Source organism: Umezawaea sp. Da 62-37 (assembly GCF_032460545.1).
Classification (GTDB): domain Bacteria; phylum Actinomycetota; class Actinomycetes; order Mycobacteriales; family Pseudonocardiaceae; genus Umezawaea.
The window spans coordinates 995,996-1,018,980 of sequence record NZ_CP135965.1 but is presented as its reverse complement, the minus strand read 5'-3'; the positions used below and the strand labels follow the sequence as shown (position 1 = coordinate 1,018,980).

The following is a 22,985-nucleotide window of genomic DNA, read 5'->3' as shown; positions in this document are numbered from 1 at the left end:
GCGGCGTTGACAGGCAATCTCGCGCACGAGAAGCTGATCCTGCCGCAGCGGTAAAGGCACTTCGACATCGGGAACACCCTCCGCCGCCAAGGGGTTCCGAGATCCACTAGCCCGAGCACCGCTCCCGGCTGTTCGCGTGACCGAAGCACAACGCCCGACCTACTTCGCGGAGGTTCCACCACGATGAGGTTGTCATTCCGGACGACGAGCGGACGGCGTTTCGCCGCTCTCGCGACAATGGTCGCGACGACCGCCGTGTGCGTCACCGCGCTGGCGGTCGCCACCGCGGCTCCGGTACCGGTTCTCGGCCAGCACGTCGCCGTGCCCGCGTACATATCGCCCACCGATTCGGCGGCGTGGAACCGGATCGCGACCTCCGGTTCGCAATTGGGCTTCGTGGTCGCGAACGTCGCCAACGGGCCGGACAGCGGGGTGAACACCGCCTGGCAGTCGGTCATCAACACCACGCACGGCAGCGGCACCAAGGTGCTCGGCTACGTCGACAGCGGCTACTTCGGCTTCACCACCCCGCCGAGGGAGACCGTCCTCGGCCACACCGACGCGCAGTCCTGGCTCCAGCAGGCCGAGCAGCAGATCGACCAGTGGTACCAGTTCTACGGCGCGTCGATCGACGGGATCTTCATCGACGACGGGCAGAACGTCTGCGGCCCGACGTCGGGCAGCACCACCTACGTCGACCTCTACCGGGAGCTGAACGACTACGTCCACACCTCCCACCCCGGCGCGCTGACCGTCGTGAACCCCGGTGTCGGTGTGCCCCAGTGCTACGAGGACGTCGCCGACGTCCTCGTCACGTTCGAGGGCACCTTCGCGAACTACCAGAACCCGACCGGCGAGTACGTCACGCAGCCGTGGCAGCTGGACGCGGACCCGAACAAGTTCTGGCACCTCGTCTACGACACGCCCCAGGCGTCCCTGACGGCGGCGTTGGACAAGTCCAAGCAGAACAACGCGGGCTACGTGTACGTCACGCCGGACACGCTGTCGAACCCGTGGGACACCGTGCCGCCGAGCGCCTACTGGAGCGCCGAACTCGCGGGCACGGTGGTGACCGGCTCGACCCCGGCGGCGCCGCCGAAGCCCTCGGTGGCGACGTCCGACGCGACCACCGTCGACCTGTCGTGGACCTCGGCGTCGTCGAGCCAGGTCGTCGGGTACGACGTCTACCAGGGCTCGGTCAAGATCGGTTCGGTGGTCAACTACACGCCCGACGCCACCGAGTTCACCGCGATCGGGCTGCGACCCGGCACCCAGTACGGCTTCAGCCTGAAGGCCCGCTCCCCGGCGGGCAAGGTGTCCGCGGCAGGCCCGACCCGGACGGTCACCACGAGCGCCCCCTACGGCGCCGTGCCGTCCGCGCCCGGTTCGCTCACCGCCACCGAACTCGCGCCGACGAGCCTCAAGCTCGGCTGGACCGCGTCCACCGGCACGGTGGACCACTACGACGTCTACCAGGGCGCCACGCGGATCCTGACCGTCAAGCCGACCGTCACCAGCGCCAGGGTCGGTTTCCTCACGCCCTCGCAGCAGTACTCGTTCAAGGTGGTCGCCCGGCGGGATTCCGGTGTCTCCTCGGCGGCGTCGAACACGGTCACGGTCACCGCGCCCGCCCCGTCCGGCGGTCCGGTCGCGTCGCCGACGGTGGACATGACCACGCCGAACACCACGCTGCAGGCGCAGTACAACCTGCCGTTCACGTTCCGCAACGTGTTCGTCGACTCCGACTCCAACGCCGCCACGGGCTATCCGGTGGCCGGGATCGGCGCGGACCACCTGATCCAGGGCGAGAACTTCTACCAGCACGCAGGCGGCACGGGCTTCAGCTGGAACACGGTCAGCGGCGTCGCTCCGCTGATCTCCCACGTGGGTGGCCTGTACGTCTGGAGGGTGCCCACGAGCACGTTCGGCACGTCGACCGGCCTCAAGGTGGTGTTCAACGGCTCGGGCGGCTCGCCCGACGCGTACACGGCGATCGTCACCGCGGTGAAGCACTAGCCGCCGGACGAAACCCGTTGGGGCACAACGCGAAGGCCGGTTCCCGTGTGACGCGGGAACCGGCCTTCCGCGTGACTACGCGGTCGCCAACTCCAGTGCGATCAGGCCCGCGCCGATGACGGCGGAGTCGTCGGCGAAGGCGGCGACCCGCAGCGGGGGCGGCTCGCCGAGCCGGTAGCGCGGGCGCAACGCCGTGCGCAGCGGTGCGAGCAGGGCCTCGCCCGCGCGGGACAGACCGCCACCGAGGACGACGACGCCGGGGTCGAACAGGCACAGGCACGCGGCCAGCCCGTCGGCGAGGGCGTCGACCGCCTCCGTCCACACGGGAACGGCCCAGGCCTCGCCGCGTCCCGCCGCGGCGATGACGTCCTGGGCGGTCACGGCCGTGCCTGCGGCCGCGGTGCCCGCCCTGGTGATGGCCGACGCCGACGCGTGGGCTTCCAGGCAGCCGTGGGCGCCGCAGCCGCACGCCCGGCCACCGGGGCGGATCCGCAGGTGACCGATCTCCGCGCCGCGGTGGTGGGCGCCGGGCACGATCCGCCCGTCGAGCACGAACGCACCGCCGATCCCGGTGCCGATCGCGACGAACAGGCACGACGAGGCGCCCTTCCCGGCACCGGCGGCGCTCTCGGCGTGGGCCGCGGCCCGGATGTCGTGCCCCAACCCCACGGGCAGCCCCGTCCGCTCCCGCACCAGCTCGGCGAGCGGAACGTCACGCCAGCCGACGGCGGCCGAGTAGACCGCCCGCCCCGTGTGCTCCTCCACGATTCCCAGACTGGCCACGCCCAGCGCGGCGGGCAGCCCGCCGAACCGCGCGACGGCGGTGGCGAGCAGGTCGTCGGCCGACGCGAACACGGCCTCCAGCACGGCGTCGGCGCCGCGCGGAGTCGGGCGGCGGGCCGAGTACCCGATCCGCTGACCGGGCAGCAGCAGCGCGCTCTTGATCGAGGTGCCGCCGATGTCGATGGCGGCCAGCAGCGGCCCGCCCCGGTCGGGGTCAGCCGTCGAGGACAACGGACCGGGTGAGGTTGCGCGGCCGGTCGGGATCCAGCCCCAGGTGGACGGCGCGCTCCGCGGCGAGCCGTTGCACCAGGACCAGGTCGACCTGGGCGTCGTCGGCGTGGTCGACGAACGCCGCGCCCGTGGCGCGCACCTGGTCGACCAGCGACTCACCGCCGGAGCCGAAGTGCCACACGACGCGTCCGGGTGCCGCGATGCTGATCGGGCCGTGCCGGTACTCCGCGCCGGGGTAGGACTCGGTCCACGACTGGCTCGCCTCGCGCAGCTTCAGCGCCGCCTCCCTGGCGATCCCGTGCGTCCACCCCGAGCCCAGGAAGGTGATCTGCTCCGCCTCGAGCCAGAGCCGCGGCAACGGCACGAGCAGCGCGCGTTCCGCCGCCTCCGCCAGAGCGCCGACGTCGTGGCCGAGGTGGGCGCGCAGCAATGTCAGCGCGGTGGTCGCGAACAGGGTCTGCACCACCGAACGCTCGTCGGCGAAACGCAGGTCGATGATGTTCTCCGACGCCGTCACGACCGGCGTGTCGGTGTCGGCGGTGATGACCACCGTGGTCGTCCGACCTCGCTGCTCCCGCAACAGGTCCAGGATCTCCGTCGTGGTGCCGGACCGGGTGATGGCCACGATCCGGTCGTAGCGGCGGTGGTGGGGGAACTCCGTCGCCGTGAACGCGTCGGTCTCGCCGTGGCCGAGGGACTCCCGCAGCCCCGCGTAGGCCTCCGCCATGAACCACGACGTGCCGCACCCCACGACCGCGACGCGCTCACCGTGCTGGGGCAGGTCTGCGACGACCTGCGGGACCAGGTCGGCCGCTCGACGCCATGCCTCGGGCTGGAAAGCGATTTCCGCGCTGATGTGGGACACGAGAGCTCCTGTTCGGGTCACAGGGAAACCGGTGGGACGAGTCAGGTGCTCGACTGACCGGCGGCGAAGTAGGCGACGAGGTCCGGGTCGAGTTCCGGCACCCGCACCGGTGGACTGCCGGTGCGCAACGACCGCGTGGCCGCCACACCGGCTGCGACGGCCTCGCGCGCGGCGACCGGCGAGGTGTCGGTGGCACCGCCCTCGGCGGCGAAGCGGAGGAACTCCGCGACGAGTGCCTCGTCGGCGCCGCCGTGCGAGCCTGCCTGCTCGGTGACGGGAACGGTCAGGTCCGCGTCGGCGCGGTAGCCGGACCGGTGGTGGTTCCAGACCCGGATCTCCGCGTCCCCCTCGCCGACGGCGTCGCCGAAGTTCTCCATCCGGCCCGCGTCGCCGATGACGGTGTAGTTGCGCCAGTAGTCCGGGGTGAAGTGGCACTGCTGGTAGCTCGCGAGCACGCCGTTGGACAGCGTGGCCATCATCATCGAGATGTCCTCGACGTCGACGACCGGGTTGAGCTCGTCCAGTTCCGCAGGCGGCCACCGCGTGGCGTCGAACCAGTCGGGCATCCGGGCGCCGGGGGTCGCCTCACCGGTCCGGCGTCGTCGCGGATCGCCGTAGACGGCCAGGTCGCCCATGGCCACGACCGTCCGGGACGGGGCACCGGCCAGCCAGTGGATGACGTCCAGGTCGTGTGCGCCCTTCTGGAGCAGCAGACCCAGGGTCCGGCGCCGGTCGGCGTGCCAGTCCTTGAAGTAGTAGTCGCCGCCGTGGCCCACGAAGTGGCGGCACCACACGGCTTTGACCGTGCCGATGACGCCCTCGTCGATCAGCCTGCGCATCTCCCGCAGTGCGGGCAGGTGCCGGAGGTTGTGCCCGACGTAGAGCCGGGTGCCCGTCCGCCTGGCCGTCTCCAGGATCAGGTCGCAGTCCTCGACCGAGATCGCCAGGGGCTTCTCGACGAACACCGCCACCCCGGCGCGCAGCGCGGCGAGCACCGGCTCGGTGTGCTGGTCGTCCGGCGTGAGCACCATGACCGCGTCCAGGCCCATGTCGAGCAGGCCCTGGTGGTCGGGGTGCACCGCCACGTCCGCCCCGAACAACTCCCCGGCGTAGGACTGGCCGTCGGGCGCGGGGTCGGCGCACCCGACGACCCGCGCGCCCTCGCCGGGCCGGTGCGCGTGCAGCGCCACCGGTGCCCGCTGGCCGATGCCGATCACACCGATCCGCAGGTCGTCCACGTCCGTCATCCCTTCGATCCGCTCAGGGCGATGCCCTCGATCACGTGCTTCTGCAGCACCACGAAGACCGCGATCACCGGCAGGGTCGCCAGCAACGACCCGGCCATCAGGACCGGGTAGTCGGTCTGGAACTGCCCCTGCAACGACGTCAGGCCGACGCTGAGGGTCATGTTCGCGGTGTCCGTGGTGACGATCAGCGGCCACAACAGGTCGTTCCAGGACCAGATCATCGTCAGGATGCCCAACGCGATCAGACCGGGCCGGGCCAGCGGCAGCAGGACGCTCCAGTAGATCCGCAGCGGGCTCGCCCCGTCCAGCCGGGCGGCCTCCTCCAGTTCCACGGGCAGGGCCAGGAAGAACTGGCGCAGCAGGAACGTGCCGAACGCGCTGAACATGCCGGGCAGGAACACCGCGGTCAACGTGTTGAGCAGGTTCAGGTCCTGCATGATCTGGTACTGCGGGATCACCAGCAGCTGGCTGGGCACCAGCAGCACCGTGAGGAACAGTCCGAAAAGGACCCTCCGACCGGGGAAGTCCAGCCTGGCGAAGGCGTACGCCGCCATCGAGCAGAACAGCAACTGCCCCAGGGTGCGCACGATCGCGTTGACCACGCTGTTGCCGAGCATCTTCCACATGGGGATGCCGGTGAGGGCCTCGCCGTAGTTGTCCCCGTGCCAGTCCTCCGGCAACACCGTGGGAGGAACCTTCGTGGACTCGGCGAGCGTCTTGAACGAGGTCAGCAGCTCCCACAGGAACGGGCCCGCGAGAGCGATGACGGCGGCGATCAGGAACGTGTGCGCCGCGACCCGTCCACCCCGGTCGCGCCACACCCGTGAGTCGCCGCCGGTGACCGCCGGTGCGCTAGGCATAGTGAACCCACTTCTTCTGCAGCCAGAACTGGAGGCCCGTGATCGCGGAGATGACCAGCAGGAGCACGAAGGCCAGCGCCGCCGCGTACCCGCGGTCGTTGGCGATGAACGCCTTCTCGAAGAACAGGTAGACGATGGTGCGGGTCTGCGGCAGCGCCGGACTGGTCTTGCCGATCATCACGTAGACCAGGTCGAAGGTCTGCAGCGAGCCGATCACCGACAACACGGACACGAAGAACAGGCTCGGGCTCAGCAGGGGAACCGTGATCGAGGTGAACTGGCGCACCGGACCCGCGCCGTCCAGCGACGCGGCCTCGTAGAACTGCTTCGGGATGGACTGGAGGCCGGCCATCAGGATCACCATGTTGTAGCCGACGGTGGACCAGATGCCCACCACGGCCAGCGCGAGCAGGGCCGTGTCCGGGTTGCTGAGCCAGGACGTGCCCGAGATCCCGACTGAACCCAGCAGCGAGTTGATGATGCCGAAGTCGCCGTTGAACAGCCAGCGCCACACGATCGCCACGGCGGCCGGCATCGTCACCACGGGCAGGAATATCAGCGCCCGGTAAGCGCTGACACCCTTGCGGCCGGGCCGGTTGAGCGTCGCGGCCAGCACCAGGGAGACGGGCAGGCCCAGCAGCCCCAGCACGGCGAAGTACAGGGTGTTGCGGGCCGCCACGCCGACCTGGGGGTCCTGGAAGATCGCCTCGTAGTTGTCGAGCCCGATGAAGGTGTGCCCGCCGAAGGGACCCCACGAGGTGAAGCTGAAGTAGATCGTCTGGACGACGGGCCAGAGGTAGAACACACCGAGCCCGATGGTGGTGGGGGCCAGGAAGAACGCGGCCCACAACCCGGTGTGCCGGTCCAGTCGGCCCTTGCGCTTGCGGCGGGGGCGGCCGGGCGCGGTCGGCCGGTCCGCCACGGCCACCGGGGCCGCTTCCGCCTCGTCGACCATGGCGACCGCGCCGGCTGGGAGCGACACCGTCAGCGCCCTTCTTTGGCCAGCAACGCGTTCATCGACTCCGCCAGGCGCTTGGCGGACTGGTCGACCGCTTCAGCCCCGGTCCACGCCTTGGTCAGCTCGTCGGTCTCCGCGGTGTTCCACGCGGCGGTGTTGGCGGACACCGGGAGCGGCTTGGCGTAGGGCAGCTGGTCGAGGAAGTTCTGGAGCTTGAACTGCGGGTAGGCGGCGACCCACTCGGCCTGCGTGCCGTTGTAGGCCGGGATGACCGTGCCGGTGCCCGCCTGGATCTCGGCGGCCTCCTTGGAACCGAGGAACGCCGCGAACCGCTGGGCCTCCAGCTTGTACTTGGTGCGGGCGAACACCACGTTCGACAGACCGTGGATCACCGTGGCCCGCTGGGCGCCCTGGGGCAGCACCGCGACGTCGGCGTCGGCCTTGGTCAGGGCGTTGGAGGTGAACTCGGCCGCGTCCCAGGACCCGCCCCAGTACATCGACACCTTGCCTGCCTCGAACATCTGGTACGGCGCCGTGTCGGTCATCTGCCCCTGGCTCGGCGAGACGTTCGCGGCGATGAGGTCGGTCCAGAACTTCAGGCCCTCGACGGCCTTCGGGTCGTCGTAGCCTGAGGACTTGCCATCGGCGGAGACGACCTGGCCGCCCGCCTGGAAGATCGTGTTGTAGTAGCCCTCCTGGCCCGTCAACTGAGCCGCCGCGCCGAACTGGCCCTTGGCCGGGTCGGTCAGCTTCGTCGCGGCTTCCTTGAAGGTCGCCCACGTCCAGGTGTCGTCCGGGTACTTCACGCCCGCGGCGTCGAAGTGCTTCTTGTTGTACCACAAGCCAACCGTGTCGAAGTCCTTCGGCAGGCCGTACTGCTTGCCCTGGTACTGGTACAGCTTCACCAGCGACTCGGGGTAGGGCGCGGTGTCGACCTGCACGTCGGTCAGCGGCTGGAGAACGCCGTTGGAGGCGTACAGCTGGAAGTTCGGGCCGTTCATCCAGAACACGTCCGGCGCTTCCCCGCCCGTGGCGGCGACCTGGAGCTTGGTGAAGTAGTCCGTGTACGGCGTCAGCTGGACGTTGACGGTCACGTTCGGGTTGGCCGCGTGGAACGCGTCGGCGATCTTCTGCATCGCAGGCACCTGGTTCTTGTCCCACACGCCGTAGGACAGCGTCACCGGGCCGCTGGCCTCCGTCGGGGTGCTGCTCGAACACGCTGCCAAGGCCATGACCGCGGCGGTGCCCACCGCTACCGCCACGCTGATCAACCGTCTACGCACAACGCCTCCTGAAGGTCGTCGAAAGACCGAAGCCGGAACTCCCAAACCTCCGCCGCCGCACGCGACGAATACGCTGCCGGGACGCTAACACGCGCAAAATTGCCTGTTCAATGCTTGCTGTGAGCAGTTATGAGCAGTCATGTTACGGTTCGGCGAACCCAACCAGTCGTCGTGGGAGCCGCGCCATGAACCGCTACGCACGCCTCAACGCCCTGCTGGACGTCATGGCCGCCAAGGGCCACGTCGACGTCGACCAGGTCGCGCGCGAACTCCAGGTCTCCACGTCGACCATCCGGCGCGACCTCAACCACCTCAACCGCCAGCAGCTGGTGACCCGGACCCGCGGCGGCGCGGTGGCGACGACGGTCAACTACGACCTGCCCATCCGCTACCGCACCGCGAAGCACGCCTCGGAGAAGTCCAGGATCGGAGCCGCGGCCGCCGCGCTGGTCGAACCCGGCGACATCGTCGGGCTCAACGGCGGGACCACCACCACCGAGGTCGCCCGCGCCATCGCCGAACGGTCCACCGACCCGGCCTCCGCGCAGATCACCATCGTCACCAACGCCATCAACATCGCGGGCGAACTCACCGTCCGGCGCAACGTCAAGCTCGTCATGTCCGGCGGCGTCGCCCGCCTCCAGTCGTTCGAGCTCACGGGTCTGCTCGCGGCCGACACCCTGCGCCAAGTCGATCTCGACATCGCCATCCTCGGCGTGGACGCCTTCGACCCGCGCACCGGCGCGAAGACCGCCGACGAGGAAGAGGCCAACATCAACCGGATCATGGCCGAGCGCGCGCAGAAGCTCATCATCGTCGCGGACAGCTCCAAGCTCTCCGCCCGCGCCTTCGCCCGCATCTGCCCGGTGGCCGACGTGCACTACTTCATCACCGACACCAACGCGCCCGCTGAGGCGGTCGCCACCATCCGCGCCGCCGGGATCACCGTTATCACTGTCTGAACCCCTTGCGCTGCATGGGTTCCCAGAGCTGTTCCGCCGCCGTCAGCAGCTTGGTGGGGGAGTCCTTGGCGTCGCCGACGAGCGTCGTGGTCTTCGTGTCGTGGAGCGGTTCGTCGCCGATGCCCGCGAACCACGGCCGCATGGAGCGCGTCGTGAACGCCACGACGCGAACGTGCGGTGGGTCGAGCTGTGTCCGGTGTGGACTCAAGTCCGCCATCTACGACTCAAATTTGTAAGCGTTAACATACTACCTCCGACCCTTGTAAGTCGTTCACCTGCTGCGACGCTGCGTTGGGTACCGATGTTGGTTGATTCTGGCGGCAATTCTGTAAGCGCTTCCAATCGACTGTAACCTGTTCGTCATCACATGTGAAGAGGCGTGCGGGCGACCTCCGGGTCGAGATCGAGCCGTTGACACGCGAGGTCGCGGTGGTTCATGATTCCGCCGACGCTGCGGTCCTGCCGAAGACCCCTTGACCCCGAAGTGCTCCGGAAAGCCCTTTGTGGAAACGTTTTCAGGCCTCGACCTACCTGTGTGCTCCGAGTCGCCGTGAGCCGATCGTTGCAGGCAGCCCAGTAAACTGTTGCGCCACAACATTTTGCCATAGCTGCCCGGTGGGCATGTTGGCGTACCCCCAAGACTCACGGGTCTCTCCAAGGGGAGCACCCGCGGGATCTCGCGCCCACCGCCGCGGCCGGAGTTCTCGCTCCGGCTCGGCGGAGTGCGGGTTTTCACCGCCGCCGGGAATGGATCCCTGTGCCGGCGGCATCCCAACACCGATGGAGTTGATGAACCAGATGAGGCGTTTGCTCACACCGCTCGCCGCGGTGGCCCTTGCCTTCACCAGCCTGGTGATCACCGCGTCACCGTCCTCCGCGGCGGTGAACCTGCCTCCCCTGCGAGGTGGGTTGGACTACCAGATCGGCGGTGCCTACACGCCGGCGTCGGACGTCCAGATCGTCATCCGCGACAACGCGGCGTCGCCGGTGAGCGGCAAGTACAACGTGTGCTACATCAACGCTTTCCAGGTGCAGCCGGGTGAGGACGGCACCTGGCAGAGCGATCTGCTGCTGCGCGACGCGAACGGCAACAAGGTCGTCGACCCGGACTGGAAGGAGACGCTGCTCGACCTCCGCACGGCGGACAAGCGCACCCGCGTCGCCGCGAAGGTGAAGACGTGGATCGACTCCTGTGCGGCCAAGGGCTTCCAGGCCGTCGAACCGGACAACTACGACAGCTTCTCCCGGTCGAAGAACCTGCTCACCACCACGCACGCGCAGGAGTACATCAAGCTGCTGTCCTCCTACGCGCACGGCAAGAACCTCGCCATCGCCCAGAAGAACACCCCGGAGCTCGCGGGCAACCGCGTCGCGAACGGCCTCGACTTCGCGGTGTCCGAGGAGTGCGGTGAGTGGGAGGAGTGCGGCGACTACGCCGGACCGTTCAACAACCGCGTGCTCGACATCGAGTACACCAACAACGGCCGCTCGGCTGCCTGTTCGGAGTGGTCCGGCAAGATCAGCATCGTGCAGCGCGATGTGCAGGTCAAGCCCGCCGGGACGAGCGGATACGTTCGCAAGACCTGCTGACCGGGGTGTCGTGAACCGCTGACCGGATGTCGCCAGGGCCACGCTCTGGCGGCATCCGCCGGTAGTGCCCCCGGAGCCGGTCCACGAGTAGGGCTACCTCTTGCCGGGGAACTCATCCGGTGTCCTACCGTGCTCCGCCGGGCGTTGTCCGTCCCCATAGGACCCAAGACCACGACCCGGCAGGGCGCTCGCCGCCGGGCAACCCCAGTCGACCGGTATCGGGCCTCTTGACCAGCGCCGAACGCAGTCGTGTCCGTTCTGGGGTCGAGGAGCGGCGAACCCTTCCTGGGGGGTACTGGCATTACCCGGAAGAGCGGGTCCTCCCGTGTCGAAGCCTCGCGGGGTTTTCTGGACAGCGGCCAGGGTTATGTCGACAAGACCGCGACGACCGCTTCAGCACCGCGGTGTGGCAGGTGGGCTTGAACGGCACGACTGGTGAATCCGGATCCTCCGACGCGGTCGATGGAAGGACATCATGCGGGCAGCATTCATGTACGGAGCCGGTGACGTGCGAGTGGAGGACACCCCCGACCCGGTCCTGCGGGAGTCCACCGACGCGATCGTGCGGATCGTGCGGTCGTGCGTGTGCGGCAGCGACCTGCACCCCTACCACTCCATGACCGCCTCCGAGCAGGGCACGCCGATGGGCCACGAGTTCCTCGGCGTGGTGGAGGACCTGGGCTCGGAGGTGTCCGGGCTCAGGCGCGGTGACCTGGTGGTGTCCCCGTTCACGTACTCGGACAACACCTGCGAGTTCTGCCGCGAGGGCCTGCACACCTCCTGCCGCCACGGCGGGTTCTGGGCGTCGGGCGACATCGGTGGCGCGCAGGCCGAGGCCATCCGAGTTCCGCAGGCCCAGGGCACGCTGGTCGCGGTGCCCGGCGTCGGGGAGGACTCCGCGCTGCTGCCGTCGCTGCTGACGCTGGCCGACGTGTACGGCACCGGCTACCACGCAGCCAAGCAGGCACGGGTGACCGCGGGCACGACGGTGACGGTGGTCGGCGACGGCGCGGTCGGGCTGCTGGCCGTCCTGTCGGCCAAGCGGCTGGGCGCGGAGCGGATCATCCTCATGGGGCGGCACAAGGACCGCACCGACCTGGGCCGCGAGTTCGGCGCCACCGACGTGGTCGCCGAGCGCGGTGACGAGGGCGTCGAACTGGTCCGCGAGTTGACCGGCGGTGACGGCACGCACGCCGTGCTGGAGGCGGTCGGGCACATGGCCGCCTACGAGATGGCCGTCGGCGCGGTCCGCCCTGGTGGCGTCATCAGTCGCGTCGGCGTCCCGCAGTACGAGCGGGCGCCGGTCGGCTTCGGCAGCCTGTTCGGGCACAACGTCACCTTGACGGGTGGTCCCGCGCCGGTGCGCGCCTACATCGACGAACTGCTGCCCGCCGTCCTGGACGGCACCGTCGACCCCGGCAAGGTCTTCGACCTGGCCATCGACCTGGAGCAGACCCCCGACGGCTACCGCGCCATGGACCGCCGCGAAGCGCTGAAGACCCTCATCCGGTTCTGAGCGGGAAGGACACGACCGTGAAGCACGTCAAGCTGGGCAGCCTGGAGGTCTCGCGCATCGGCCTGGGCGCGATGGGCATGTCCTTCGGCTACACCGGCGCGGGCACCGACGACGCCGAGTCGATCCGCACGATCCACCGCGCCCTGGATCTCGGAGTCACCTTCCTCGACACCGCCGAGGTCTACGGGCCTTACACCAACGAGGAACTCGTCGGCCGGGCGCTGAAGGGCCGTCGGGACCGGGTCGTGCTGGCCACGAAGTTCGGCATGATCTCCCACACCGGCCGCGCAGGCCTGGACAGCGGCCCGGTGAACATCCGCGCCGCGGTCGAGGGCTCGCTCACGCGGTTGGGCACGGACCACATCGACCTCTACTACCAGCACCGCGTCGACCCCGGCACGCCGATCGAGGACACCGTCGGCGCCATGGCGGAACTGGTGGCCGAGGGCAAGGTCCGTCACCTCGGGCTGTCCGAAGCGGGTGTGAGCACCATCCGCCGCGCCCACGCCGTGCACCCGATCACGGCGTTGCAGTCGGAGTACTCGCTGTGGACCCGCGATCCGGAGGGCGGTGTCCTGGCCGCGCTGCGCGAACTGGGCATCGGCTTCGTCCCGTACTCCCCGCTCGGCCACGGCTTCCTCACCGGCGCCATCCGTTCACCCGAGGAGTTCGCCGACGACGACTGGCGCAGGACCAGCCCCAGGTTCACGGGCGAGAACTTCCACCGCAACCTGGCCATCGCCGACGAGGTCAAGGCCATCGCGGACGAGGCGGGCGCCACCCCGGCGCAGGTCGCCATCGCCTGGCTGCTGACCAAGGGCGACGACATCGCCCCCATCCCCGGTACCAAGCGCGTCGCCCGCGTCGAGGAGAACACCGCCGCCGACGCCGTCGAACTCACCACCGGGCAGATCGCCGCGCTGGACGCGCTCACCCCGCCCGCGGGTGATCACCACAACGAAGCCCAGATGGCGATGATCGACCGCTGAACACCATCGGAGGAACGGCCATGACGACGTGGACCGAGGACGAACTGACGAGGATCGGGTCGGCGGAGGAACTGGAGATCGCCTCGCGGCGGACCGACGGGACACTGCGCACGCCCAGGACGATCTGGGTGGTGCGCGTCGGCGGCGACCTCTACGTCCGCTCGGTCAACGGCGTCACCTCCGACTGGTACCGCGGCACGCGCACCAGCCACGAGGGCCGCGTCGACGCCGGAGGCGCCACCAGGGACGTAGCCCTCGTCGACGTCGGCGCGGAGACCGCCGAGCAGGTGGACGCCGCCTACCGCGCCAAGTACCGCCGCTACGCCGCGTCGATCATCGACGCCATCACCAGCCCGACCGCCCGCGAGGCGACGATCAAGCTCGTGCCAGCCGGCACCACGAGGGGATGACACCGTGGAGATCCTCCTGTTCATCAACGGCGGCGCCATCGCCACAGGCCGCTATCAGGTGCAGGTGGGCTGACGACGCGGAGATCGTTCATGGTTGGGGCCCGCGGTACGTGACACGGCGGGCCCCAGCGGGACCGGTCCTCAGGCAGGGCTGAGGCAAAGTCGTGTTTCAGCTGGCTGAGATCAACTTGATGGCTCGTTCGGGCCTTCTTCCCATATGACGTACGGCTTTGGCGATGTTGGTGTGGCCGGTCAGGCGTAGCAGGCTGATGGCGAGATTGCGCAGGCTGGCCATCATCCTGGGCCCGCCGCCGGTGCGTGCCCGAGAGGCATCTTCGCCCATCGTCACGTCGCGGACCCAGTGCAGCTTGTTCTCCACGTGCCAGTGCCCGCGGATGTAGCGGGCCAACTCGGCGGGCTGGGCCTGCGCGGCGGTCAGGGATGTCACCGCGTACACCGTCTCGCGGCTCGCGCGCCTGGTGCTGCCCTTGCGTTTACGGGTCCGCACTATCCGGACGGCCTGGGCGGCGTGCGGGAACAGGATCCCGGCGGCGACGGTGACGACCTTGTAGGTGCGGGTGACTACCCGGCCGTGGCCGGTGTCGGTCTCGCGGTACCCGATCGGCACGTCCTTCCACGGCAGGCCCGCCAACTGATCGCGCAACGCCTTCTGGTTGCCCTTCACGGTGATCACGTAGTGCGCGCCACGGCCGTGCAGGTACTCGGCATGCCCGCGTTGCGCGTGCAACGCGTCGGCGGTGACGACGAGACCGGTCACATCGACGATCGTGTCCAGAAGTGCTGCGAACATGGGGATCTCGTTGCTTTTCTCCGCGATCTCGACCTGGCCCACCGTGACCCCGCTGTCGTGGTCCAGGCACGCCATCACCATTCGCGCGCGCTGCTCGCCGTGACGGGAACCCCGCAGCGCCTTACCGTCGACCGCGATCGCGCGGCGCCGCCGCCTGCCCGGCGCCCCCATCCACGCTGCCTTGACACGCCCGGACAGCCAGACGCCGATCGCGGTGTCGAACCCGTCACCGGTCAATGCCGAGAGCGCCCGCCGGATCGTGGACGCGTTCGGTGCGCCGATCCCCATTCCGCTCAGCGTGTCCTCGGCCGCGTCCGCGGCCCATTCGGCGATCGCGGCGAACGACCGCGCACCGGAGACCACCGCGCACACCGACACGAACAGGATCGCCGCGAACCGATACCGCACACCCCGTTTCCTGCGTGGATCCGGCACCGACTCCAACACCTCGAGCAACCCGGTCCGCGCCTGCGGCGCCACCTCGCCCAGCGGGGCCAACTGGCGTGACAGGACAGTGATGGGAGACGATGACACGGCAGGCACGGCGGAGCTCCGAAGATCACGATGGCGTAGGAACCTTCATGATCGACGGTCCTGTCGTGCCTGCTCCGGACTACCCGATCTTCGGTGTGTCGCAACCCGAATCAGCAGGTCAAGCCACTGGTAGTCGACTTTGCCTCAGCCCTGGGTCCTCAGGAGCCCGGTGCCGCCACCGACGGGCGTGATCGGGAAGCGGACCTCGTATTCTGTTTCGAACAGAATACGAGGTCCGCAATTCCATGCGACCATCCAATGCGCCCCATGAGCTGCGATGTCGTCGTGCCGCCGCGTATCCCGGCCAGAACAATGTTGCGCCATCCGGGTGGAGCGCACACCTCGCAGTTTGCGGATCACTCAGTCGTGGATAACCCCGATTCGTAGCCGAGCGACAGCCGGATGCGATGGGGGAAGGTGCCTGTCTCGGTGTGCGGTATCCCATTTATTCGGCATCGCTATCAGCTTGCAAAAAGTCCATCGAAACAAGGGGACGTGCAAACATGCCCATGGCGGCAACAGGATTACCGGATATTTCGGGGATTGAACTGCTGGATTGCACATTGCGCGACGGCGCCTACGCCGTCGACTTCCAGTTCGACGAGGAGTTCGTCTGGACCCTCCTGACCCGGCTGAACGAGACGCCGGTCTCGAAGGTCGAGGTGGGACACGGTCTCGGGCTCGAAGCGGAACGGTCGGGGATCAGGGCGGGCAACATCCACCACTCCGAGTGGTGCGCGATGGCCGGGGCCGCGCTCACGAAGAAGCCGTGGGGCATGTTCGCCCAGCCGGAGTTCACCAGGATCGAGACCATCGCGGAGATGTGCGAGCGCGGGCTCTCGTTCGTGCGGGTCGGCATGGAGCCGGACCGCGTGCAGGACCACCTGGAGTACATCCAGCGCGCGGTCGACACCTGTGGGCAGGTGTACCTGAACCTGATGAAGTCGAGCGCCACTCCGGTCGAGGAGTTCCTGAGGGCGCTGGAGGGCGTCAGCCCGGACATCGCGGGTGTGTACGTGGTCGACTCGTACGGCGCGATGCTGCCGGAGACCGTGCACGAGTACGTGACCGCGGTGGCGGAGCGCCACCCGGTCGTCGGGTTCCACGGCCACGACAACCTGGGCATGGCGAACATCAACACCATCACCGCGTTCGAGGCGGGCGCGAAGATCCTCGACGGCACGCTGAACGGCATCGGCAGGGGATCGGGCAACGCCGCCCTGGAATCGCTGGCCGGAGTCATCAAGATCATGGACAGCGACCGGTTCGACTACCAGGAACTCGCGGATCTCGCGGAATTCTGCCGAGTCAACATGGACGTCATCCTCGAAGACCGGAAAATGCAGGTCCTCGGTGGCGTCATCGGAATCCACTCGGGGTTCTTCCCCCTCGTCGAGGAACTCGCCGAGAAATGTCATTCCGATCCGGCGAGTGTGATGGAGACGGCCGTCGGCGTCGCCGACCAAAGTCCGCGCAAAGCGGATTTCCACGCCGCCGCGGCCCGTCTCGCCGACGAGGCCGAGCCGCGCCAGATGTCCAACTGATCGGGGAGAAGAATGAGGCTGACCAGGACACGGCCCGGAAACCGCGTTCTCGTCGGAGTCGATGAGAAGTGGTTCGACCTGCGGCAGATCAAGGGCTACGAGCAGGTCACGCGGATCGCCGACTTGGACGACCGGCTGGCGGACCAGGTGCGCCGCCAGGCCGACACGCTCGACGTGGTGAGCGTCGACCTCGACCACGCCGCCACCATCGCCGACCGCGAAGCCGACATCTGGGGCGCCGGGCTCAACTACCGGCGGCACTCCGCCGATCTGGGGGCCGAGCAACCAGGCTCCGGTCCCGGCTCCTACCTGCGTCCCGCGAACTGCCTGATCGACAACGGCGGCGCCATCGAACTGCCCGCGCAGTCGGCCAGGGTCACCGCGGAGGCCGAACTCGGTCTGGTGATCGGCCGGAGGTGCAAGAACGTGCCGCGCGACGGCTGGCGCGAGGTCGTCGCGGGCGTCACCGCGGTGCTCGACATGACCGCCGAGGACGTGATCAGGGAGAACCCGCGCTACATCCCGTGGGCGAAGGGGTTCGACACGTTCTGCAGCATCGGCCCGGTCGTGGTGACCATGGACGAGTTCGAGTCGCTGGACTCGGTGCGCATCACCACCGTGCGCAACGACGAGGAGATCGCCTCCGCCACACCGGCGGACATGAAGTACGACCTCGGCTTCCTCGTCGAGTACTTCACGGCGGGCCGCACGCTCGAACCGGGCACGGTCATCTGCACCGGAACTCCTGGCGCGGTCCCGATCGAACCGGGGGACACGGTGCGCGCGGTCGTCGAGCACGTGGGCACCTTGACCCACCCCGTGCGGTGACGGACGTGGACGGCCTGGCGGGCAAGCGGTCGCTCGTGCTATGCGGGACGCGGGGGATCGGACTCGGCGTCGCGCAGTGCCTCGCGCGCCGCGGCAGCACGGTCACCATCTCCGGACGTGACGCGCGCCGCGCGGCCGAGGCCGCCGAGGGCCTGCCGGGCGGTGGCCACGGGTCGTTCGCCTGCGACTTCGGCGATCCCGCCGAGGTCGGGGCGCGCGTCGCGGCCACCGGCCCCTACGACGTCGTCCTGCTCAACTCGCCGGGCTTCGGCCCCGGCCGGGTGGACGAGTTGTCCGCAGCGCTGCTCCAGGACGCCGTGCGGCTGATGCTGCTGCCCTTCCAGAGCACCGCCGAAGCCGTGCTGCCCGCTATGAAGGACGCGGGCTGGGGCAGGCTGATCGCGATCACCTCCAGTTCCCTGCGGGCGCCGATCAGCGGGCTGGCCGGATCGACCATCGCCCGTTCGGCGGTGCGGTCGTACCTGGAACTGCTCGCCGAAAGCGCCGCGCCGCACGGCATCACGGTCAACCACGTGCTGCCGGGGAAGATCGACACCGAACGGCTGCGCGCGGTCGAGGCCGCCACCGCCGAACGCCGGGGCACGACCCCGGAGCAGGTGCGCGGGGACACGCTGCGAACCATCCCGCTCGGCCGCTACGGCACGCCGCAGGACATCGGCGAGCTGGTCGCGTTCCTCGCGAGCGACCGGGCGGCCTACATCACCGGCACCGGCATCCGCTGCGACGGCGGGTACCCCGCGCCCGCCTGACGGCTCCGCCCGCAACCACGGGAGCACGACCACAGGGAGAACACCGACGTGGATTTTCCATCGATCATCGACCGATTCGACCAAACCGTGCGGGACAACCCGGACGGAACCGCCATCCAGACCGCGGACCGGGCCGTCGACTACCGCGATTTCGGCAAGCTCACCGACGAACTGGCCGACGAGCTGGGCACCCGCTGCGCACCCGGTGAGTTCGTCGGCATCGACGCGACACGGGGACTCGAAGCGATCACCGCCCTGCTCGCCGCGCTGAAGGCCAAGCGCCCCTTCGTGTTCCTCGACCACCGCGACAGCGACACCTCGAACGCGCGCAAGACCCGCTTGCTGGGTCTCCAGCTCATGGCGGGCGCGGACGGCGCGCTCACCGACATCCCGGAGCGGTGGCGCGGCGGTGACGCCCAGGCCCCCGCGATCGAGGGCGACGTCTGCTACGCGATCCACACCTCCGGCTCCACCGGCGAACCGAAGTGCGTGCTCATCCGCGCCACCCCGCTCGCCGCGGTGATCGACGACCACGTGCGGCGGCTCGCCGTGGGACCGGGATCGCGCACGCTCCAGTTCGCCCGGTTGACCTTCGACGGGTGCGTCACCGAGATCCTGTGGACCCTCACCGCGGGCGGTTGCCTGGTGGTGCTCGACGAGGCGCGCCTCGCGCCCGGCGCCGAACTGCGGGACACGTTGGAACGCCACCGCGTCACGCACCTCAAGACCACGCCGTTCGCGCTCACCGCCACCGACCCCACCGACGCGATGCGGCTGGAGCACGTCGTCAACGGCGGCGGCGCGTGCCGTCCGGCGGTGGTCGCCAAGTGGTCGGCCGCGGCCGACTTCCACAACGCCTACGGCACGACGGAAACCACCGTCTGCAACTTCCTCAGCGGACCGCTGCGCGCCGAGGAGTGCGGTGCCGGGGTGCCGCTCGGCGAGGTCGTCGGCGCCTGCGACTACCACCTGCGCGACGGCGAGATCGTCATCACCGGTGACAGCGTCGGCATCGGCTACCTGACCGACGAGGGCGTGCTGCCGTTCGACGGTGAGTACCGCACCGGCGACATCGCCGAGCTGCGCGACGGTGGACTGCACTTCGTCGAACGGCTCGACCGGCAGGTGAAGGTCCGCGGCTACCGGCTGGACCCCGGTGAGATCGAGAACGCCGTGTGCGCGGCCGACTCCGTGACGGAGGCCGTCGTGACGGTCGAGTCCCACGACGGTTCCCGCGGCGCCGACCAGGACGCCCTCGTCTGCTACTACCAGGGCGACGCCGACCCGCGGGAACTGCGGCGGCACCTGGAGCAGGTGCTCGACCCGTACAAGATCCCCTCGGTGCTCGACCGCGTGGCGGCGTTCCCCTACACGCCCAACGGGAAGGTCGATCGCGACGCGCTCCAGCAGAGCAGGCAGACGCACCCAGGAGGCGCGTCCTCGCCGGACGAGCGGGTGCTCGACGTCGTGCGCGGCCTCACCGGGGTCCGGGACGCGGGTCTGGACGACAACTTCTTCGACATCGGCGGCGACTCGGCGTCGGCGCTGGCTCTTGTCGGTCGGATGCGGGAGTTCGGCTGGGGTGACGCCGGTGTGCGCGACGTGCTGCGCGCGCCGGATCTGCGCACCCTGGCGAAGCAACTGCACGAGCGGAGCGGGTGACGCCGATGTGTGGTCTGTGCGGAACCTTCGCGTGGAACGGCGGTCCCGACCGCACCATCGCCGCGGCCATGCACGCCCGGCTGCTGCACCGCGGGCCCGACGAGACGTACTCGTTGAGCACGCCCGCCCTGTCGGCGAAACTCGGCCGACTCGGCATGACCGGGCTGGCCGACGGCTGGCAGCCCGCCGAGGACCGCGCCGGGCGATTCGTCGCGCTCACCAACGGCGAGGTCTACAACGCCCGCGAACTCTGGCGGGGGCTCGGCGAGGACCCGGCCAACCGGGTGGACGTCGCGGTCGTCCCGGAACTCCTCGCCCGGCACGGGATCGCGGGCCTGGCGATGATCGACGGGCAGTTCGCCACCGCCGTCCTCGACCGCGAGCGGGACCACCTGTACCTGGGGCGCGACCGGTTCGGCATCTGCCCGATGTACCACGCGGTGCTCGGCGACCAGGTGCACTTCTGCTCCGAGCTCAAGCCGCTCCTGCGGTCGGTGCCGAACCCGTGGCGGCTGGACGCGACCGCCCTCGACCAGTACCTGCAACTCGGCAACATCGTCTCGCCCCGCACGCTGGTGCGCGACGTGCGCACCGTGCCACCGGGCTGCGTCGTCCGGTTCGGCGCGGAAGGCGTGGAGACCACGCGCTACTGGCGTTACGGCGACTTCGACGCCACCGGACCCGTGACGGGCGAGGAGATCCGCGAGAGCCTGAGCCGGTCCGTGCGCGACCGGCTGCGAGCGGACGTCGAGATCGGCGCCTACCTGAGCGGGGGCTTCGACTCCTCCACGCTCGTCGTGGAATCGGCCCGGTTGCTGGACAAGCCGCCGAGGACGTTCTCCGTGGCCTTCGGGGACAACGCCCTGGACGAGAGCCGGTTCCAGCGCGAGGTGGCCGAGGCGGCGGGAGGCGAGCACCGGGAGATCCGGTGCGGCCCGGCCGACATCGCCGCCGAGTTCGAGGACATGGTGCGGCACTGCTGCTTCCCGCAGCGCGAGACCTACAACGTGGCGGCGCTCATGCTCTCCCGCGAGGTCGGCCTGGCCGGGCTCAAGGGCGTGATCTCCGGTGAGGGCGCGGACGAGCTGTTCTTCGGCTACGACTCCTACGCCTTCGACGGCGTGTCCTCCGGGCGGCGCCAGAGCCGCGCCGAGAACGAACGGGCCTGGGGACGCGCGGACTTCGACTGGGAGGTCGACTGGTCCGCGGTGGACCACCGACGGGCCGGCCTCACACCGTCGGCGTTGGAATCGCTGTCCGGCAAGGAGTTCTGGCGCGACCGGCTGATCCCCTTCGACGACCACGAGACCGACGGGCTCACGCCGATGCAGCTGCGGTCGATCGCGGACGTGTACGTGCAGCTGGGCGGTCACCTGCTGGGAGACCACGGCGACGCGATGCTGATGGCGAACTCCGTGGAGGGCCGCTACCCGTTCCTCGGGAACTCGATGGTGGAGCTGGCCTCACGGGTCGCCGACGACGAGAAGATGGCCGACTTCGAGGGCAAGGCCTGCCTCAAGGCCGCCTACGCGGGCATCGTGCCGGAATCGGTGCTGCGGCGCGCCAAGCAGGGCTTCACCGCGCACGGGCTCTCCTCGGTCGAGGACGACCGCGTGTGGGCGCGGTGGCGGGACCTCGTCGCCGCCAGCGGCGTCTTCCGACCGGACGCGCTCGACATCGGGGGCACGCCCGGCAAGTGGGACCCGCGGGTGAGCCTGATCAGCACCAGCATGATCATCGACGAACTGGGACTGCGGCTATGAACAAGACCTGGCAGGACCTCGTCCACGGCGAACGGTGGCGGTCACCGGACGTGCTGTGGGTGGAGGAGGGCACCGAGCACAGCTGGCAGGAGGTCGACGACCTCGCCACCTCGATCGAACGGGCGCTGAGCGCCCGCGGTTCGGCACGGGTCGTGCTGATCCGGTCCGGCACCAAGCTGGGCCACTTCGCGGGCCAGCTCGGCGCATGGCGCGCCGGGTGGGCCGCCGTCATGGACGACGGCACCCTCGGGCCGGACGAGATCGACCGCGTCCGCCCCAACCTGTCCATGTCCGTCTACGGCGGGACCACGGTGGTCGAGGGCGTGTCCGGGACCAGGGTCCCGGACGGCGTGGTGGCCGTCAACTTCACCTCCGGCAGCACCGGCAGCCGCAAGGCCGTCGCGGTGACCAGGGACAACCTGATGGCCCTGGTCAACTGCGGCGACCTCGACGTGCCGGTCGACCACCGGCTGACCTCCGGCAGCTTCGCCACGCCCGCGTTCGACGGCTGGTGGTTCGACACCTGGGTCGCGGTCGCGGCGGGCGGCAAGGTCGTGTGCCTGCCGAACGTCAACGAGGACGTGTTCGAGTGGTCGGACCTCGTCGAGCGGCACCGCGTCGACCGGGTGCTGCTGCCCGCCGCCGTGATCGCCGCGCTGCTGGACGTGCTGCCCGAGGCGATCGCGGGCATCCCGTGGGTGTTCAGCGGCGGCGAGCAGTTCCATCTCTCCACCTACCGGCGGGCGCGGGAGGCGGGCCTGACGAACCGGTTCGTCAACCTCTACGGGCCGACCGAGGCCACGTTCGCCACCCACAAGTACGTGCTGCCCGAGGACTTCACGGGCGACACCATCCCCATCGGCAGGCCGCTGGACGGGCTCGCGCACCGGTCGCGCGACCTCGACGGCTCCCGCGAACTCGTCGTCGAGGGCCCGTTCGTGTGCCTGGGCTACCTGGAGGGCGGCGAACTCACGACCCGGTTCGACAACCGGTACCGCACGGGCGACGTCGTGCAGGAGGACGCCGAGGGCAACCTGGTGTTCGCCGGCCGGATGGACAGCCGCATCAAGGTCAACGGCAAGCGGGTCGACGCCGCGGTGCTGGAGCACGAGGTGACCGGGGTGGCCGGCGTGTCGGCCTGCCGCGTCGCCCAGCACGAAGGACGCACGGTCGCGTTCGCGGCGGTCGAACCCGGCACGCCGCAGGACGACGGGTTCCGCGCCCGCGTCGAGTCGGTGGTCCGGATCTCCTCGACCGCGATCGCCGTCGAGCTCGTGGACCGGTTCCCGGTCAAACCCGGCGGGAAGGTCGACACCGCCGCCCTGCTGGACCACCACCTGCGCGAAACGGGAGTGTGAGGCGA

Annotated in this window: 20 protein-coding genes; 12 read left to right on the top strand and 8 right to left on the bottom strand. The window is 69.5% G+C overall.

Features of this window, described 5'->3' with window-relative positions:
• Positions 1-183: 183 nt before the first annotated feature.
• A complete protein-coding gene (locus tag RM788_RS04430; RefSeq protein WP_315930222.1) occupies positions 184-2,016 on the top strand; it encodes a spherulation-specific family 4 protein in 1,833 nt (610 codons plus the stop codon).
• Positions 2,017-2,091: 75 nt separating this feature from the next.
• On the opposite strand, the gene RM788_RS04425 is transcribed toward RM788_RS04430, so the two are convergent.
• The 6 genes from RM788_RS04425 to RM788_RS04400 are packed head-to-tail and all read right to left on the bottom strand — an operon-like array spanning position 2,092 to position 8,243.
• The gene (locus tag RM788_RS04425; protein ID WP_315930221.1) at positions 2,092-3,030 is read right to left on the bottom strand and encodes an ROK family protein; all 939 of its coding nucleotides are present in this window, start codon (positions 3,028-3,030) and stop codon (positions 2,092-2,094) included.
• Positions 3,014-3,895 (bottom strand): SIS domain-containing protein, encoded by an 882-nt coding sequence (locus RM788_RS04420; protein ID WP_315930220.1) that lies wholly within the window; start codon positions 3,893-3,895, stop codon positions 3,014-3,016. Before RM788_RS04420 ends, RM788_RS04425 begins: the two co-directional genes overlap by 17 nt.
• A 41-nt stretch (positions 3,896-3,936) precedes the next feature.
• The gene (locus RM788_RS04415; RefSeq protein ID WP_315930218.1) at positions 3,937-5,142 is read right to left on the bottom strand and encodes a Gfo/Idh/MocA family protein; all 1,206 of its coding nucleotides are present in this window, start codon (positions 5,140-5,142) and stop codon (positions 3,937-3,939) included.
• Positions 5,139-6,002, bottom strand: a complete 864-nt coding sequence (locus RM788_RS04410) for a carbohydrate ABC transporter permease (protein WP_315930216.1) — start codon at positions 6,000-6,002, stop codon at positions 5,139-5,141. Before RM788_RS04410 ends, RM788_RS04415 begins: the two co-directional genes overlap by 4 nt.
• Positions 5,995-6,984, bottom strand: coding sequence for a carbohydrate ABC transporter permease (locus tag RM788_RS04405; protein ID WP_315930214.1), 990 nt, complete (start codon positions 6,982-6,984; stop codon positions 5,995-5,997). Before RM788_RS04405 ends, RM788_RS04410 begins: the two co-directional genes overlap by 8 nt.
• Positions 6,985-6,986: 2 nt before the next feature.
• Positions 6,987-8,243 (bottom strand): ABC transporter substrate-binding protein, encoded by a 1,257-nt coding sequence (locus RM788_RS04400; protein ID WP_315930213.1) that lies wholly within the window; start codon positions 8,241-8,243, stop codon positions 6,987-6,989.
• Positions 8,244-8,428: 185 nt separating this feature from the next.
• On the opposite strand from RM788_RS04400, the gene RM788_RS04395 reads away from it, so the two are divergent.
• On the top strand, positions 8,429-9,205 hold the full coding sequence (locus tag RM788_RS04395; protein ID WP_315930212.1) for a DeoR/GlpR family DNA-binding transcription regulator: 777 nt from the start codon (positions 8,429-8,431) through the stop codon (positions 9,203-9,205).
• Here the strand turns inward: RM788_RS04395 and RM788_RS04390 are convergent.
• On the bottom strand, positions 9,195-9,368 hold the full coding sequence (locus RM788_RS04390; RefSeq protein WP_315930211.1) for a hypothetical protein: 174 nt from the start codon (positions 9,366-9,368) through the stop codon (positions 9,195-9,197). The two genes, RM788_RS04395 and RM788_RS04390, sit on opposite strands and share 11 nt — an antisense overlap.
• Before the next feature lie 635 nt (positions 9,369-10,003).
• Between RM788_RS04390 and RM788_RS04385 the strand changes: the two genes are divergently transcribed.
• The 4 genes from RM788_RS04385 to RM788_RS04370 all read left to right on the top strand — a co-directional run bounded on the left by RM788_RS04385 (position 10,004) and on the right by RM788_RS04370 (position 13,710).
• A complete protein-coding gene (locus RM788_RS04385; protein WP_315930210.1) occupies positions 10,004-10,795 on the top strand; it encodes an endo alpha-1,4 polygalactosaminidase in 792 nt (263 codons plus the stop codon).
• A 475-nt stretch (positions 10,796-11,270) separates the two neighbouring features.
• On the top strand, positions 11,271-12,311 hold the full coding sequence (locus RM788_RS04380; protein ID WP_315930208.1) for a zinc-binding dehydrogenase: 1,041 nt from the start codon (positions 11,271-11,273) through the stop codon (positions 12,309-12,311).
• Between the two features lie 17 nt (positions 12,312-12,328).
• Positions 12,329-13,300 carry an aldo/keto reductase gene (locus tag RM788_RS04375; RefSeq protein ID WP_315930207.1) on the top strand — a complete coding sequence of 324 codons (972 nt, stop codon included), beginning with the start codon at positions 12,329-12,331 and terminating at the stop codon, positions 13,298-13,300.
• Positions 13,301-13,320: 20 nt separating this feature from the next.
• Positions 13,321-13,710 (top strand): DUF2255 family protein, encoded by a 390-nt coding sequence (locus tag RM788_RS04370; RefSeq protein WP_315930206.1) that lies wholly within the window; start codon positions 13,321-13,323, stop codon positions 13,708-13,710.
• Between the two features lie 169 nt (positions 13,711-13,879).
• On the opposite strand, the gene RM788_RS04365 is transcribed toward RM788_RS04370, so the two are convergent.
• Positions 13,880-15,055 carry an ISAs1 family transposase gene (locus RM788_RS04365; RefSeq protein WP_315920713.1) on the bottom strand — a complete coding sequence of 392 codons (1,176 nt, stop codon included), beginning with the start codon at positions 15,053-15,055 and terminating at the stop codon, positions 13,880-13,882.
• A 503-nt stretch (positions 15,056-15,558) separates the two neighbouring features.
• Here RM788_RS04365 and RM788_RS04360 point away from each other — a divergent pair.
• The 6 genes from RM788_RS04360 to RM788_RS04335 are packed head-to-tail and all read left to right on the top strand — an operon-like array spanning position 15,559 to position 22,980.
• Positions 15,559-16,599 (top strand): hydroxymethylglutaryl-CoA lyase-like TIM-barrel protein, encoded by a 1,041-nt coding sequence (locus RM788_RS04360; protein WP_315930205.1) that lies wholly within the window; start codon positions 15,559-15,561, stop codon positions 16,597-16,599.
• Between the two features lie 12 nt (positions 16,600-16,611).
• Positions 16,612-17,427 (top strand): fumarylacetoacetate hydrolase family protein, encoded by an 816-nt coding sequence (locus RM788_RS04355; RefSeq protein WP_315930203.1) that lies wholly within the window; start codon positions 16,612-16,614, stop codon positions 17,425-17,427.
• Entirely contained in the window at positions 17,424-18,197 is a 774-nt protein-coding gene (locus RM788_RS04350) for an SDR family oxidoreductase (RefSeq protein ID WP_315930201.1), read from the top strand. The genes RM788_RS04355 and RM788_RS04350 overlap by 4 nt, the downstream gene beginning before the upstream one ends.
• A 48-nt stretch (positions 18,198-18,245) precedes the next feature.
• Complete coding sequence (locus RM788_RS04345) at positions 18,246-19,859, top strand: non-ribosomal peptide synthetase (protein WP_315930200.1); 1,614 nt, start codon at positions 18,246-18,248, stop codon at positions 19,857-19,859.
• Between the two features lie 5 nt (positions 19,860-19,864).
• Positions 19,865-21,622: an asparagine synthase (glutamine-hydrolyzing) gene (gene asnB / locus RM788_RS04340; protein WP_315934975.1), complete on the top strand. Its 1,758-nt coding sequence runs from the start codon at positions 19,865-19,867 to the stop codon at positions 21,620-21,622.
• Positions 21,619-22,980: an AMP-binding protein gene (locus RM788_RS04335; RefSeq protein ID WP_315930198.1), complete on the top strand. Its 1,362-nt coding sequence runs from the start codon at positions 21,619-21,621 to the stop codon at positions 22,978-22,980. Before asnB ends, RM788_RS04335 begins: the two co-directional genes overlap by 4 nt.
• Positions 22,981-22,985 lie beyond the last annotated feature (5 nt).